The sequence below is a fragment of the Desulfomonilaceae bacterium genome (genome assembly GCA_041662605.1).
In the GTDB taxonomy this organism is placed as follows: Bacteria; Desulfobacterota; Desulfomonilia; order Desulfomonilales; family Desulfomonilaceae; genus CAJBEZ01.
Window position 1 is genome coordinate 133,143 of the sequence record JBAZSD010000004.1, and the last position, 14,599, is coordinate 147,741.

The window sequence follows — 14,599 nt, forward strand, 5'->3', positions numbered from 1 at the left end:
TGAGTCTTTCCGCCCGTGATGACAGAATGAAAATTCATATTGAAGACATACCCAGGAATGGTCTGGAAATAGAGTTCGACGGATCAAACGATGTTTTGACTGAGGCTTTGGCGTCTGTCACATTGCCTCCCGATGTGAGCGTCAATCCACGGATCACCGGCCGGGTGGAAATCAAGAGAGACTTCGACAAATTCTTAATACACGGGGATGTCGAAGCTAAAATGATGTGTAAATGTTCCAGGTGCCTTTGCCCTTATGAACAGACAATTTCTGTGAATGTTGATCTTGTTGCAACCAGCTCTTCAGATCAGGCCGATGATTATGAACAGGAATCCAAATTAGAATATAATGAAATTTTGATTGAAAACGATGAAATCGATATTGGTGAATTGATTGTCCAGGAAATTTTTCTGGACATTCCTATGAAACCATTGTGTAAAGACGATTGTCCTGGGCTTTGCCCAAAATGCGGCGCAGTCTTGGGGGCCGACGGATGCGAATGCTCCAACGGAACTGAGATTGACTCAAGGTGGGAAAAGCTCATTACATTGAAGCCAAGATTGAATAATTGATTTGAAAAGGATCAAAAATGCCAGTCCCCAAAAAACGGGTTTCCCGTACAAGACGTGATAAGAGAAGAACTCACGACAAGTTGACTCCGGTAAATCTTTCGAAATGTCCGGAATGCTCCCAGCCTGTGGTTCCTCATAGGGTGTGCCCAAGCTGTGGTTATTATAAGAACCGGACAGTCCTCAATGTTGACTAGCGAACTGTGACTCAAAGAATGGCGACCGATTTGTCATCCCCGGGTAACTCTTCTATTGCCGTAATGTTTCCTGGACAAGGGTCGCAATTCCCCGGAATGTGCTCAGATGTGGTGGCCCAAGACCCTGAGTCCCGCGAGACCTTGGAGTTTGCGGATGGGATCCTCGGTTATCCATTGAGCCAAATAATGGAGGGTAAAATCGGCGATGACCTAAATCAGACCGTGTATACCCAACCCGCCATATTTGTCCATTCCATGCTGATATGGCGTTTGATTCAGCGAAAAATCGGACTCAAACCTGCCGGAGCCGTCGGTCATTCTCTAGGTGAATACAGCGCATTGTGCGCGGCAGGGGTGTTGAGTTTCGAGGATGGTCTAAAATTGGTAAAGATTAGATCCGAGGCTATGAATAACGCCCAGGCCCCTGGATCTTGCGGAATGGCAGCTATAATCGGTGTTCCACACGATAGGATAAGTGAAATACTATCATCTGTCAGACAGGAATCCGTTCTGGCTATTGCCAATTACAATTCTCCAGACCAATGTGTAATCTCTGGGTCAATTGACGCAGTTGATCGAGCTGTTGAAGCCTTAAATAGAGAGAAGCGTTCACGCGTTGTCCGCTTACCTGTTTCGTCCGCGTTTCACACTAAACTTATGGGACCCGCGACCCAAACACTGGAGAAAAGTTTGGAAGGTGTTAGTTTCATATCCTCGAGAATTCCCGTTATAGCCAACTATAACGCTCAACCTTATCCCACAAGTCCCGGCGAAATGAGATCTCTCTTGTTGAAACAGTTAGTGTCCCCCGTTCTTTGGGAATCCTGTATAAGAAAGATGATAGGAATGGGAATGGGCCTCTTTGTAGAAATCGGTCCAGGAAAGGTCCTTTCAGGCCTGATAAAGAGAATAGACCGGTCGGTGTCGGTTATTGCCGTTCAGGATGTCCAGGCTATTGGCGATCTTGTCGGAGCGATCTCATGAATCAAGTCTCGACCCTGCTCGACCTTAACGGCAAAACGGCGTTGGTAACAGGGGCGGCAAAGGGAATTGGAAGAGAAATAGCGGTTCAACTTGCTCTCTGTGGCGCTTTCGTAATAATTAACTACAGATCTGACGACGATTCTGCAAAAAGAACTTTAGAATTAATTTCTGAAATAGGTGGCCAGGGTAGCCTCCACAAATTCGATGTTTCCGATAGTGAGGCTGTAGATTCGAACATCATCAAGGCTCTCAGTGAAAGGTTGTCCATTGAAATCCTCGTCAACAACGCGGGCATAGCCAGGGATGGTCTTCTCGGGCGCATGAAGGACGCGGACTGGCGAGATGTTCTGGATACCAACCTCACGGGGACATTCAACATGTGTAGGGCCTTAGCGAAGACCATGATCCGAAAACGCTACGGAAGAATAGTAAATATTTCCTCAACCGCAGGAGAACTTGGGAACGCCGGGCAAGTAAACTATTCAGCCTCAAAAGCCGGAATAATAGGATTGACTAAAGCGCTTGCTCGGGAACTCGCTCCACGAAACATACTTGTGAACTGTGTGGCCCCAGGAATGATATGTAGCGGAATTTCAGAACAATTGAACCAGGATCAACTCCAGACGATTCTACGTCATGTGCCGTTGGGAAGGCTCGGTCAGCCACGTGAGGTTGGTTTGGCAGTCGCTTTTCTGTGTTCAAATATGGCTGACTATATTACCGGTCAAGTGTTGAGAGTTAACGGTGGCCTATATATGTAAATAGGCAGATGAAGATATGAATCGCGAAACTTTTGTTCCGACCTTCATTAGGAACTATTTTTCGCTCTAGTTCATAGTGACAACATTTCAAGGAGATCCAGTATGGACGATATTGAGAAAAAAATCGTGGAACTCGTCGCTGAAGTTTTAGTAGACGTAAACAAGGAAAACATAAGGTTGGATTCAAAGATCGTTGAAGACTTAGGAGCGGAGTCTTTGGACATCTATGATATGATCGCCCTACTTGAGGACGAATTTGGAATGGAAATTAGCGATGAGGAAGTCGAGAAGATTAGAACTGTTCAGGATGTGGCCGATTTTATCAAAGCCAGCCAGACGAAGTCCTAGATTTTACTTCCATTCTTGAAAGATCGGGAGGAACGCTTGCGGCGTAGGGTTGCAATTACTGGAATGGGATTGGTCACCTGTCTTGGATCAGGTGTGGACCAAAATTGGAAGGAACTTACAAACGGTCATTCTGGCATTACGGCTATAACTTCGTTTGACCCTCATAGACTTATCACAAAAATCGCCGGTGAAGTTCGATCCGACTTCGATCCGGAGGCGCGAGTTTCAGCCAAGGAACTACGACGCCTGGACAGGCACCAGCAAATCGGTCTTGTAGCTGCGTGTCAGGCCGTTGCGCAAGCTGGTCTGACGACTCCACCTGAGGATCCCTACCGTTATGCAGTCATAACAGGTTCTGGAATTGGGGGACTGAGCACGATTCAGTTGGGGCAAGAGGTATTAAGAGAAAAGGGCCCGAAGAGAATGCCCCCCTTGATGATTCCTATGGCGGTTGTGAATTTGCTGCCTGGCTTGGTTGCAATGAGATTCGGATTTAAGGGGCCCAATTTTGGAGTGGTCAACGCGTGCGCTTCAAGCGCTTCCGCTATTGGGGAGGCGTATCGACTTGTGGCATTAGGAGTTTCCGATGTCGCTGTCTCTGGTGGTACTGAAGCGGTTGTGGGTGAGTTTGCTATTTCAGCCTTTAATGCATTAAGGGCTCTCTCTACTAGAAACAGTGATCCGGAAAAGGCTTCCCGACCTTTCGACGCTGGTCGAGATGGGTTTGTGCTGGCCGAGGGCGCAGGGATGATGATTCTGGAATCTTTCGATCATGCTCAAAGCAGAGGCGCGTTGATTCTTGGAGAAATAGCTGGCTACGGAGCCACTTCTGACGCCTACCATATTGTAATGCCGGATCCAGAAGGCGCAGGTGCCTATGAAGCCATGCGTCTCGCTCTTGAAGACGCCGGGATATCGCCTGAGCAGGTCCAGTATATAAATGCTCATGGAACATCCACGGAACTCAACGATAAGACTGAAACCGTGGCTATTAAACGCCTATTCGGAGATTCGGCTTATGACATTTCAATAAGTTCGACAAAATCCATGACTGGTCACGCATTAGGAGCCGCAGGGGCTATTGAGGCTATTTTTACCGCTTTGACCCTGCAAACGGGTGTGATTCCTCCAACAATAAATCTTGAGGATCCTGATCCCGAGTGTGATCTTAACTATACGCCAAATAAGAGTGTGGACCGGATTGTGGAATTCGGCTTGTCCAATAGCTTCGCGTTCGGGGGGCAAAACGTCTCGCTTCTCCTGAGGAGAACACAGTAGAATGGCAAATATTTTAGTCGGCTCTGATCATGCTGGATTTGCCTTCAAGGAACTTGTCAAGAAACGCCTCGCAGCGTTGGGTTTTGAAGCCGTGGATGTTGGTTGTTTTTCCGAGGCTTCTTGTGATTACCCTATATTTGCGCGTGATTTGTGCGAAAAAATCCAGCAAAACGTCGAAAAAAAAGGTGTCCTGATATGTGGCACAGGGTTGGGAATGTCCATGGCGGCCAACAGATTCAAAGGTGTAAGGGCTGCGCTGTGCGCAAATGAATATCATGCTAGGATGAGCAGAGCCCACAATGACTCAAATGTGTTGTGCCTTGGGGCCCGTGTACTGGGACAAGACCTTGCTTTATCAATTTTGGAAGTTTGGCTCGCCACCGAATTTGAAGGTGGGCGGCATCAAGGAAGAGTAGACATGATTGAGTCAATCTGCACATGAAACTCCTTGTTTACAGGACCGTAAGACTTAAACCGACATGAGACATCCAAATTCCTTGCACGTTACAATTTCAAAAGACATGTCTGATAACTAGAGCACCCTGACTCTCATCAAGTCAAGGCTTCCATAAAGGAACGAAATGAGTTCACTTCAAAGCACTGATCCAGAAGTATATGACATCATTCAGCAGGAAAGGCTGCGGCAAGAATATCGACTTGAATTGATAGCGTCTGAAAACTTCACATCAAAAGCGGTCATGGAAGCCCAAGGCAGCATTCTAACAAACAAATACGCTGAAGGCTATCCTGGTCGTAGATACTATGGAGGCTGTGTCAACGTTGATTTAATCGAGGAACTGGCTAGGGATCGAGCCAAACAAATTTTTGGGATGGAACATGCAAATGTGCAACCCCACTCCGGAACCCAGGCAAATATGTCCGTCTACTTTTCAGTCATGGGCCCGGGAGACAATTATCTCGGTATGGACTTGGCTCACGGTGGCCATTTATCTATGGGGCACCCCAAGAATTTTTCCGGTAAAATTTACCATGTTATTCCCTATGCCGTTCGACGTGAAGATCATCGGATAGATTATGACATGGTCCGGGATCTCGCAATAAGATTTAGACCAAGAATGATTATTGCCGGCGCAAGCGCCTATCCCAGGATCATTGATTATTCTATATTCGGGGAGATATGCAAGGAAGTGGACGCTATTTTGATGGCTGACATCGCTCATATCGCCGGCCTTGTAGTCGCTGGTCTCCATCCTTCCCCCGCTCCGTACGCCGACTTTGTGACTACTACCACCCACAAAACCCTTCGTGGGCCTAGAGGCGGCATCGTGATGTGCCGAAAAAAATGGGCCTCTGTTCTAGACTCCTGCATATTTCCCGGTATGCAAGGAGGCCCTCTTATGCATGTCATCGCCGGCAAGGCCGTAGCTTTGAAAGAAGCCGCCACACAAACATTCAGAGACTACCAGGCGCAAGTTATACGTAATGCTCAGACACTCGCGGAAGAATTGATGAATCTCGGTTTCTCCATAGTATCCGGCGGCACAGACAATCATCTGGTCCTGGTAGATCTCACCGAAAAAAATGTTAATGGGGCTCAAGCTCAGGAAATTCTTGAATTAGCCGGTATTACAGTTAACAAGAATACCATTCCATTTGATCCACTGCCTCCGGGAAAGGCGTCCGGGATAAGAATTGGAACACCAGCGGTTACTACGCGAGCCATGGGAACGGAAGAAATGCGCTTGATAGCGTCTTGGATATCGGAAGCCCTGGACAATCGATCAAATGACATTGTGATAGGACGCATTAAGAACAGTGTTAAAGAAATGTGTAGCAAGTTCCCTCTTTACACTGAAACGGAAAATGGGATGTAAAATGACAGGCATAAACAATTTGAGACATGTTGAATTATTTCCTGAAAGACGTTTTGAAGATAGCTTCCCGTTTGTTTTTTGGTTCGCAGGACTTTGGTTTTATCTCAAGAGTTTTCTTTATTTATGCTATCTTTACATGCTTGGCCTAGATCCAACCCCCTATTCAACCGCCGCCTCTTTCGAGATTTTTTACTTTGCAATAGCCATGATTCCGGCATTTGTCCTTGGGGTGGCTTTTTGGAACGAGAAGGCGATTTCTCTAGCGGCAGGAATAGTTTATCTCATTATAGATACTCCTATTCTTAGTTTTCACGTTTTGCGTATGGCGGACGAAGGCTATCTCGATTCTGGTCTTACACAGTTTCTTGAAATCGGCAGTTTGGCTATGAACGTTATAATATTGGGGTGGCTCATTGGATCGCGTTCCACTGTGAAAACCGGCTCATCAGGTTCACATAAACTTAAGTAATTATTACAGCAGCTCTTTCAATCTATAGGCTAATGACTTGATGTTTTCTTCAGACTCGCTCTACTATATCTAGTTGGAACTCAGTGGGTAACATAAGTAATTTAGAGCGCAGAATTGACAATAACGTTAATTATTGATATAATACCTCTATAAGTTAAAGCGAAGCTTTATGACTAAAAACCTCAACGCTTCGTTACCTCCTAAAGCCGAGCCACCGTTAAGCTCGGCAATTTTTTTTGCCTATTCTTTGTCGAATCCCCAACCTTTAGCCGTTGATTGTGTCTTGATTAGAAACAGAGCGAGTGATACATTGATCTCTACTTCGGTTTTAGTATGTCCATAGAACTTAATCGAAATTATTTGTCTCGTTTGTTTTGATTGTCACACTTAATTTTCTTCCACCGCGGCATTATTTTATGCTGGTCGGAGGTGGACAGCGTGAACTCCTGTGAGGTGACGGCGTGATGGATCTTAAATATGTAAGAACAACCTGCCCTTATTGCGGATGTGGATGCGAGATGCTGCTGGAAACTGTGGACGGTAAGATTACCGGTACAGTGCCTTCCAAGACAAACCCAATGAATCAGGGAAAGCTATGCATAAAGGGTTGGAATGTCCATGAGTTTGTACAGAGCCCCAAAAGGCTTACCCAACCTTTATTGAAAAAAGAAGGGGTCTTGCAAGAAGTTTCTTGGGATGAGGCGCTTAACTTTACGGCGTCCCGGCTCCAGGAAATCAAGTCCAAATACGGTGGAGACAGCATGGCCTTTCTCACCTCGGCAAAATGCAGCAATGAGGAAAATTACCTCTTCCAGAAGTTCTGTCGAGTAGGATTTGGAACCAATAATATAGATCATTGCGCACGCCTTTGACACTCTTCCACGGTGGCAGGTCTTGCCGCCGCTTTCGGAAGTGGAGCCATGACCAACTCGATCCCCGAAATAGAGGACGCTGACTGTATCTTTATCATAGGGTCAAATACATCGGTGGCTCACCCCTTAATCGCCACCAGAATTTACAGGGCAAAGGCGAAAGGGGCTAAAGTCATTGTTGCGGACCCAAGAAAGATTCACCTCACTGGAATAGCCGATGTCCATGTTCGACAAAAGTTGGGGTCGGATGTAGCTTTGTTGAACGGCATGATGAATGTGATTATATCCAAGAATCTCCATGACAAGGCTTTTGTTGATGAGCGCACTGAAGGGTTTGAAAAACTCGAAGAAACCCTAAAGAATTATCCTGTCGAGAGAGCGGCGGAAATCACTGGAATTTCGGCCGATCTAATTGAAAACATAGCGGTAATGTTCGCGTCATCAGAAAAATCCACAATATTGTACGCTATGGGGATCACGCAGCACTCCCATGGAGTTGACAATGTTAAGTCATTGGCCAACCTGTCAATGTTGACGGGCAAGATTGGCAAAGCTTCCTGCGGGGTGAACCCTCTACGTGGACAAAACAACGTTCAAGGCGCCTGCGACATGGGAGGGCTTCCCAATGTTTATCCCGCATACCAGGTTGTGACTGATGAGAATAACCGAAAGAAATTTGAGGAATTCTGGGGCTCCCAGATGTCATCCAAGGTCGGATTCACGATCATGGAAATGATGCATGGTCTTGAAGACGGATCTGTAAAAGGAATGATGATTCTTGGAGAAAACCCTCTAGGTAGCGACCCGGATGTTCGACATGTCAAACACGCTTTAGAGGAAGCGGAATTTCTGTGCGTTATTGACATCTTTTTGACCGACACCGCCAAGATCGCGGATGTTGTTTTCCCCGGATCGGCGTTTGCAGAAAAGGATGGGACATTTTCCAACACCGAGCGGAACGTGCTTCGCATACGCAAAGCCATCGAGCCTCCTGGTGAAGCTAGGGCTGATTGGCGCATTATCTGTGATATTTCGACCAGTTTTGGACTCCCCATGAGCTATGAGTCCCCTGAAAAAATCTTCGAGGAAATCTGCCAGGTCACCCCCAGCTATGCGGGCTTGAGCTACGAACGTCTGGAAAGTGGGGGCATCCCTTGGCCTTGCCCGACCAAAGAGCATCCAGGCTCCCCCATCCTTCACAAAGAAAGGTTTACCAGAGGAAAGGGACTCTTTCACGCTCTAGAATACCGACCGCCTGAAGAACTGGCCGACGAAGAATATCCTTTGTTACTAACAACAGGGAGGTTCTTTCCACACTACCATACTGGAACCATGACACGAAATTCTCCTACACTGGACAACGAGATGCCCGAGGGTCACATTGAGATTCATCCATACGACGCAAAGGATATCGGATTGACAAATGGCAGGGATTGTAAAATCGTCTCCCGCCGCGGAGAGGTTGTAACAAAAGCTTTGGTGACGGACGTAGTAGAACCCGGAACCATATTCATGAGTTTTCATTTCATGGAAGCCAACGCGAATGTACTTACCAATGCGGCTCTCGATCCTATATGCAAAATTCCTGAGTACAAGGTATGCGCTGTTAGAGTTGAAAAGCTGGCCGTGTCATCAGAAGGTGAAATGAAAGCCGCTGCAAACGGCTGAAATCCTATCACTACAATTACGGCCCGGATTGGATCTGCTTGTCACGTCCCGCTCTGGGCCGTTAATACAATTGCAACAAATTCCTGACTAAAGCCACAAAAGCATTTTTAGAAAAAATTTATTGGTTTTCCGAACTAGGAACTATCTGAGTAGCGCCATGGTCGAATAAATTGAACCGACCTGCTCTGGCGTATGTGACCACATCCAGACGAGCGCGACTGGCCATGTTAACCGCTGTTGAACTCGCGCTCGATCGAGAAACAATGATAGGGAATCTAAATCGGGACGCCTTGGACACAGCTTCCGAAGTAATCCTTCCTGTTGTCAACAACATCTTGTCATGCGGCTTAATTTGATTTAAGAAGCAGTACCCCACTATTTTGTCGATAGCATTGTGCCGTCCTATATCCTCAAGTATTATTATGTTTTCGCTCAATGAGGCTACCGCCGAAGCGTGGGTGCCTCGAGAAATACTGTAAACTCCCTGAAATAAGTCTACTTCTTTCATTCTCTTCGATATGGTTTCCGCGGGGATTGCTATCCTATGTAAAACTTCAGATTTGAGTTGCACACTAGTTTCTACCGAAAACACGATCCCTCCTGCGCAACCTGATGTGAGCATCCCCTTTTTCTTGATTCTCTCCAGACGATCTTCCGGGACGTCTAATTCTATTGAAACGATTCTGGCGGCTCGGTCAACCATGGTGCTTAGTATCTCCACGGGATCCAATAATACGCCCTCAGAGACGAGAAAACCCGTGAACAGTTCCTCCAGTTGGATCGGTAAAGTGGAAATCGAAAGTATTTCTTCGTCATTTACAAACAAGGTGTAAGGGGTTTCCTTGGCTAAAGATATCGAACGGGCGCTAGCGACTCCGTTTACGAACCGAGTAATAGGAAAGTCTTGAGTCAACTCCGATTTTCCCGAGTCTTCTTGATACGCCGGGTCGATTAACTGAGTATCTTTAGTCTGATTCGTCAACACTGTTTTTTTCCTCCCTCGCTGCCACTTTTTCGGCGAGTGTTTGGAAATCCTCAAAAAGCTCTCGAAACTGCGTGTCTGTAAATTTCTCGCATCTGTTCCTGAGCCTGATATAAGCCCACAAAAGATCCAAACCTTCACGTGTAAGCCTGGTTCCTTCTTTGGTGGCTGTAACCAGCTTAAATCCACAACGCTCCTCAGTCGCCCGTATTTTACCCCAAACTGCGCGGAACGGTTGTTTGAGCTTTTGAGCCGCTTTGTTCATGGAACCCACTTCTAAAATTGCTTCGAGTATTTTTAGACGACCGGTTCCAATGACGAGTTTTCCATCGTCGTTTTCAATCCAGATTTTCGATCTTACCCGAAGAGACATTTTGGCCTCTCGAATCATTCCTGGGTTATTGGTCTTGCAGATACAACCGGACTATCATAATCAATGATAAATTATTCGCATAATCAGGCTCAGGTTGCAACCAACCTCAACAGTTGAATTTTCTTGTCTCTGGTTAGAGTAATCTGTTCACAGATCCAATTACGATCTTGAAAAAGGTTCCTATATACCACAGTTTGTGCTATTGGCGGATTGTTAAGAGCCAACCGACGGGAGGGCCGATGATTAACTCCAAACTTAGGATAGGCATACTGTACGGGGGAAAATCCGCGGAACACGATGTTTCTTTAAGATCAGGGGCTTCCGTTTTCTCTGCCATGGACAGGAGCAAGTATGCGCCCATACCAATATTCATAACCAAGGGGGGCGCGTGGTACGCAAGGAATGAAGAGATTAGCTCTTTTTCGCCACCAGAATGTTTGCAGGATGAACAGAGATTGATCCTCTCGCCTGATCCCGAGCACAAAGGCTTTCTTAGATTATTTAGCCAAAACTGTTTTGAGCCGTTTCCTGTTGACGTTATTTTCCCAGTATTGCATGGCACTTTCGGTGAGGATGGAACTTTACAGGGCCTGCTTGATCTGGCGGACATTCCATACGTAGGATGTGGAACGCTGGCGTCGTCTGTGGGCATGGATAAGATTGTGATGAAGTCTGTTTTCAGGGATAGTGGACTTAACGTTGGACCATTTTCTTGGTTCTACAGGTCTGACTGGTTACGATCACCTGAACCCATTCTGGAGGAATTGAAGGATCGTCCAATGCCTCTATTCGTAAAACCTGCCAATCTTGGTTCCTCAGTTGGTATATCAAGAGTGCCAGATTTCTCGGGGCTAAGAGAAGCTGTAGAATTGGCTTCCAACTATGATAGAAAAATTCTGGTGGAAGATTGCGTGATTGGTCGAGAATTGGAAGTCAGCGTATTGGGCAATGAAACTCCCTCAGCTTCCGTGCCCGGCGAAATTGTGTCTCATAACATATTTTACAATTATGATGAAAAATATTTGAATGCCACTGCGGAGCTGGTGATACCGGCAAAACTGACTGAGCCTCAGATCGTAGCGGCCCAAGACGCTGCTTTGAGGGCCTATCGAGCAGTTGATGGAAGTGGTTTGGCTCGGATAGATATGTTTCTAACTCCACATGACACCTTAATAGTTAACGAGATAAACACATTGCCTGGATTTACTTCGATCAGTATGTATCCTAAACTTTGGGAAGTCTCAGGACTGCCTTATGACCGATTGATAGATAGTCTGATAGATCTAGCCATCGAGCGGCATGGACAGAGAAACGCTATACTCACTGATCGTAAATCAACATGAAGGCAATGGTCCTGACAGCGGGTTATGGAACTCGCCTTAGACCTCTAACGCTAGAAACGGCTAAACCCGCAATTCCTGTGCTCGGAAAGCCCCTGATTGCTCAAACGTTGCAAAAACTTGCGTCTTCAGGGATCACACACAGCAGGCTCAATCTCCACTTTCTTCCTCACACCATTAAACAGGCGCTTGAATCATTCCAATTCGGTCTCCCCGAAATTTCATATTCTTACGAGACCCAAATTCTTGGGACAGGTGGTGGTCTCAAGTCGAATGAATCTTTTTTTGACGACGAGAATTTCCTCATGGTAAATGGAGACATTTTCTTTGATTTCAGCATAGAGCCTATTATTGATTTCCATATTAAGAACCGAGCAATGGCTACTCTGGCCTTGTACCCCCAGAGGCAGCCGTATCAATACACCCCTATAAGAATTGATTCCGACTGCAGGATTCGATCATTCCCCAGATCCCGGCCAACAAAGGATGACAGCGAAGATTCATATGTATTCACAGGCGTCACTGTATTGTCAAAAGACATTTTCAGTCTGATGAAGCCCAATGGATTCTCTGACATAATTTCTGAGGCGTATGAGAATGCAATAGCATTGGATCAAAAAATAATGGGATTCCCCGTCACCGGATATTGGAATGATCTCGGAACGCCGTCACGTTATCTTTGTACCCAAAAAAAGCTTTTTAGACGTTATCACTGGGATCCTCAGATATTTGTAGCCAACGACGCAATACTGGGCGACGGTGTGAGGTTAGGGCCATATGTCTCTGTCGGAAGCGGATGTTCCATCGGAGATCATTGCCACATTGAAGATTCCATATTGTGGGACAACTGTCACGTGGGTTCGGGGTCAACTATCAGGCGCTGCATTCTTGGCAAAGGTGTCTCGATTCATGGAAATTATCACGACAGGATAATGACGACTGCTCATGGAGAATCATTCATTGACTGATGACTCAAACACACTTGAAAGAGTCAGAAAAATAGCGTTGAGATTGAGAGAAGTCTCGTTTGTAAGTAAGCTCGTCGGCGACGCTTCGTCCCGCTCCTACTTCAGGATAACTTTTTTGAACACAGACACTGCAATTGCAATGGTTTCACCCACCGCTCAATCTAAGAATGAATTGAACTTTCTTGAAATTCAAACATATCTTGAAGATCTTGGGTTACCGGTTCCAAAAGTCTACCTGCGTGACCAATTGATGGGAATCGTTATACTTGAGGACCTGGGAGATAATTTACTGGAAAATGTAGTTTCAAACGCAAATCTTCCGCAGATTCGACACGTCTATACCCTTGCTCTGGAAACTCTTCTGAACCTTCACAGGCAGACATCCATCAGTGACTCCCGTTGTACGGCATTCGATCTGGCCTTTGATGCCGCGAAGTTGATGCAGGAAATGGAATTTTTCTCGGAACATTTCGTCAGAGGATGGGCCGGGAAAACTCTTCAAGGCAATGCGAGACGCCAATTGTTTCAGTTCTTCGAGAACATCTGTACCGAACTGGCAAGTGAACCACGGGTTTTCACCCACAGAGATTATCATTCGAGAAACCTGATTCTCAAAAATGATCGTTTTTACATGATCGATTTTCAAGACGCAAGAATGGGGCCTGCGCAATATGATCTTGCGTCTTTACTTAGAGATTCTTACGTGTCTCTGCCTGATGATCTGACGCAGGAACTAGTTGCCCAATACTTGCAAGGCGCTGATTTCCTAGAAACACGTGAAACAGAACATTTCGTTAGGGTGTTTGACATGATGTCTCTGCAGAGGAATATCAAAGCATTGGGGACTTTCGGATATCAGACCTACGCAAAAAAGACCTCGAGGTATTTGTCGGCAATTCCCAGGACTGCTGCCCACATATCAAGAACCCTAGTCAACTATCCTGAATTCAAAAATTATCTATCCGTGCTGGAAGACTATATAATTGCCCCCGCGTATGCCTCAAGACTGAACGACTAATAGGTCCTCTTCGCCATTAGACTTGAAGCCGAATCCAGACACCTGCGTATATATAATACTAAACATTAGTTTATTATTGTAACAAATTGTAATTAATGGTATATTATTACTGGTTGTTGCAAATAAATGTTTATGATCGGAAGAATGCTTATGAAAATACATTACCAAGCGTTCGCCGTTTTACTGGCGCTGTGGATGGGCGCTTCACTGGCCCACTCCCAGACAACTGCCGATGTGTTGACTCGCATCGACAGCTTGAAAACAGCTATCGACACCCAGATTGAGCGCATAAAAGTGACTCGGGATTCAACTGATGGTCAAATATCTCTTGCCAGGCTGCGGATTGGGGAACAAATAAGAAAATCTCAGGAAGACCTCGCCGTGCAGATGGAACTTCTGCAGCGCCTTAGAGAGCAACTTGAAGAACAGAAAGCTCAGGCTGAACAATCCGTGGCGCGTATGAATAATGATCTTTCTACATTATCGACTACGGCATTCAGCGCCATTGAGGAGCAAATCAGCAAGACAAATGATCTCATAGGGCGGATGGACAAAATCCGACAGGAAGTTTCGGGAGAGTCTTATCCGACTTCGTTGGCCACGCCATCGGTTTCTGCTATTTTGGGAAGTTCTCTATCAACGGGCTTCGTGGACTCTACGACCGTGTCAACAAACGCCACTACTCAAGAAAGCGCTACGCCCACGACTTATTCGCCCATCACGGTTACAGTTGCCCCCAGCGCTCAACCTACTGCCGATTCGTCATCGGAACCCATATCAACAGCCCCCGGGAGCACGTGACCATTTGCAAATCAGCAGCCCTCTAGTTAAGAGGTCCCCAAATCGTATCCGTTATCATACCCTCTGCTAATTGGGGGCAGATTCAACCTCGAATTAATCCCCCAATTTTTTTTCTCAGTTCTTCCAAATAACATTC

Annotated in this window: 16 protein-coding genes; 14 read left to right on the forward strand and 2 right to left on the reverse strand. The window is 46.1% G+C overall.

The features are described from left to right. The first annotated feature begins 26 nt into the window (after positions 1 to 26). The 10 genes from WC647_04975 to fdhF all read left to right on the forward strand — a co-directional run bounded on the left by WC647_04975 (position 27) and on the right by fdhF (position 8,981). Positions 27 to 572 (forward strand): YceD family protein, encoded by a 546-nt coding sequence (locus WC647_04975; protein ID MFA6221646.1) that lies wholly within the window; start codon positions 27 to 29, stop codon positions 570 to 572. 17 nt (positions 573 to 589) lie between these two features. Next, the gene (gene rpmF, locus WC647_04980; GenBank protein MFA6221647.1) at positions 590 to 766 is read left to right on the forward strand and encodes a 50S ribosomal protein L32; all 177 of its coding nucleotides are present in this window, start codon (positions 590 to 592) and stop codon (positions 764 to 766) included. A gap of 18 nt (positions 767 to 784) precedes the next feature. Further along, positions 785 to 1,750, forward strand: coding sequence for an ACP S-malonyltransferase (fabD, locus tag WC647_04985; protein MFA6221648.1), 966 nt, complete (start codon positions 785 to 787; stop codon positions 1,748 to 1,750). Beyond that, positions 1,747 to 2,511, forward strand: coding sequence for a 3-oxoacyl-[acyl-carrier-protein] reductase (gene fabG / locus WC647_04990; GenBank protein ID MFA6221649.1), 765 nt, complete (start codon positions 1,747 to 1,749; stop codon positions 2,509 to 2,511). The genes fabD and fabG overlap by 4 nt, the downstream gene beginning before the upstream one ends. Before the next feature lie 102 nt (positions 2,512 to 2,613). Then, the gene (gene acpP, locus WC647_04995) at positions 2,614 to 2,859 is read left to right on the forward strand and encodes an acyl carrier protein (GenBank protein MFA6221650.1); all 246 of its coding nucleotides are present in this window, start codon (positions 2,614 to 2,616) and stop codon (positions 2,857 to 2,859) included. Between the two features lie 36 nt (positions 2,860 to 2,895). Continuing rightward, on the forward strand, positions 2,896 to 4,137 hold the full coding sequence (gene fabF, locus WC647_05000; GenBank protein ID MFA6221651.1) for a beta-ketoacyl-ACP synthase II: 1,242 nt from the start codon (positions 2,896 to 2,898) through the stop codon (positions 4,135 to 4,137). 1 nt (position 4,138) lies between these two features. Then, entirely contained in the window at positions 4,139 to 4,579 is a 441-nt protein-coding gene (gene rpiB, locus WC647_05005; GenBank protein MFA6221652.1) for a ribose 5-phosphate isomerase B, read from the forward strand. Between the two features lie 139 nt (positions 4,580 to 4,718). After that, positions 4,719 to 5,972, forward strand: a complete 1,254-nt coding sequence (glyA, locus tag WC647_05010) for a serine hydroxymethyltransferase (GenBank protein ID MFA6221653.1) — start codon at positions 4,719 to 4,721, stop codon at positions 5,970 to 5,972. A 1-nt stretch (position 5,973) separates the two neighbouring features. Then, positions 5,974 to 6,441, forward strand: coding sequence for a hypothetical protein (locus WC647_05015; GenBank protein MFA6221654.1), 468 nt, complete (start codon positions 5,974 to 5,976; stop codon positions 6,439 to 6,441). Positions 6,442 to 6,905: 464 nt separating this feature from the next. After that, positions 6,906 to 8,981, forward strand: coding sequence for a formate dehydrogenase subunit alpha (fdhF, locus tag WC647_05020; GenBank protein ID MFA6221655.1), 2,076 nt, complete (start codon positions 6,906 to 6,908; stop codon positions 8,979 to 8,981). 118 nt (positions 8,982 to 9,099) lie between these two features. Here the strand turns inward: fdhF and fdhD are convergent, their stop codons facing one another. Continuing rightward, positions 9,100 to 9,966 carry a formate dehydrogenase accessory sulfurtransferase FdhD gene (gene fdhD, locus WC647_05025; GenBank protein ID MFA6221656.1) on the reverse strand — a complete coding sequence of 289 codons (867 nt, stop codon included), beginning with the start codon at positions 9,964 to 9,966 and terminating at the stop codon, positions 9,100 to 9,102. After that, a complete protein-coding gene (locus WC647_05030; protein ID MFA6221657.1) occupies positions 9,947 to 10,336 on the reverse strand; it encodes a LysR family transcriptional regulator in 390 nt (129 codons plus the stop codon). Before WC647_05030 ends, fdhD begins: the two co-directional genes overlap by 20 nt. Positions 10,337 to 10,575: 239 nt before the next feature. Here WC647_05030 and WC647_05035 point away from each other — a divergent pair, with 239 nt between their 5' ends. From WC647_05035 to WC647_05050, 4 genes are all read left to right on the forward strand, one after another. Then, on the forward strand, positions 10,576 to 11,679 hold the full coding sequence (locus WC647_05035; GenBank protein ID MFA6221658.1) for a D-alanine--D-alanine ligase family protein: 1,104 nt from the start codon (positions 10,576 to 10,578) through the stop codon (positions 11,677 to 11,679). Then, positions 11,676 to 12,644 (forward strand): NDP-sugar synthase, encoded by a 969-nt coding sequence (locus tag WC647_05040; GenBank protein ID MFA6221659.1) that lies wholly within the window; start codon positions 11,676 to 11,678, stop codon positions 12,642 to 12,644. Before WC647_05035 ends, WC647_05040 begins: the two co-directional genes overlap by 4 nt. Continuing rightward, positions 12,637 to 13,662, forward strand: a complete 1,026-nt coding sequence (locus tag WC647_05045) for a phosphotransferase (protein MFA6221660.1) — start codon at positions 12,637 to 12,639, stop codon at positions 13,660 to 13,662. The genes WC647_05040 and WC647_05045 overlap by 8 nt, the downstream gene beginning before the upstream one ends. Before the next feature lie 150 nt (positions 13,663 to 13,812). Continuing rightward, the gene (locus WC647_05050) at positions 13,813 to 14,463 is read left to right on the forward strand and encodes a hypothetical protein (GenBank protein ID MFA6221661.1); all 651 of its coding nucleotides are present in this window, start codon (positions 13,813 to 13,815) and stop codon (positions 14,461 to 14,463) included. Positions 14,464 to 14,599 lie beyond the last annotated feature (136 nt).

Excerpts from the sequence above, each read along its gene's own strand:
- WC647_05015 (MFA6221654.1), top strand. The coding sequence starts at position 5,974 with ATGACAGGCATAAACAATTTGAGACATGTTGAATTATTTCCTGAAAGA.
- acpP (MFA6221650.1), top strand. The coding sequence starts at position 2,614 with ATGGACGATATTGAGAAAAAAATCGTGGAACTCGTCGCTGAAGTTTTA.
- rpiB (MFA6221652.1), top strand. The coding sequence starts at position 4,139 with ATGGCAAATATTTTAGTCGGCTCTGATCATGCTGGATTTGCCTTCAAG.
- glyA (MFA6221653.1), top strand. The coding sequence starts at position 4,719 with ATGAGTTCACTTCAAAGCACTGATCCAGAAGTATATGACATCATTCAG.
- WC647_05035 (MFA6221658.1), top strand. The coding sequence starts at position 10,576 with ATGATTAACTCCAAACTTAGGATAGGCATACTGTACGGGGGAAAATCC.
- rpmF (MFA6221647.1), top strand. The coding sequence starts at position 590 with ATGCCAGTCCCCAAAAAACGGGTTTCCCGTACAAGACGTGATAAGAGA.
- WC647_05040 (MFA6221659.1), top strand. The coding sequence starts at position 11,676 with ATGAAGGCAATGGTCCTGACAGCGGGTTATGGAACTCGCCTTAGACCT.
- WC647_05050 (MFA6221661.1), top strand. The coding sequence starts at position 13,813 with ATGAAAATACATTACCAAGCGTTCGCCGTTTTACTGGCGCTGTGGATG.
- WC647_05030 (MFA6221657.1), bottom strand. The coding sequence starts at position 10,336 with ATGTCTCTTCGGGTAAGATCGAAAATCTGGATTGAAAACGACGATGGA.
- fabD (MFA6221648.1), top strand. The coding sequence starts at position 785 with ATGGCGACCGATTTGTCATCCCCGGGTAACTCTTCTATTGCCGTAATG.
- fabG (MFA6221649.1), top strand. The coding sequence starts at position 1,747 with ATGAATCAAGTCTCGACCCTGCTCGACCTTAACGGCAAAACGGCGTTG.
- WC647_04975 (MFA6221646.1), top strand. The coding sequence starts at position 27 with ATGAAAATTCATATTGAAGACATACCCAGGAATGGTCTGGAAATAGAG.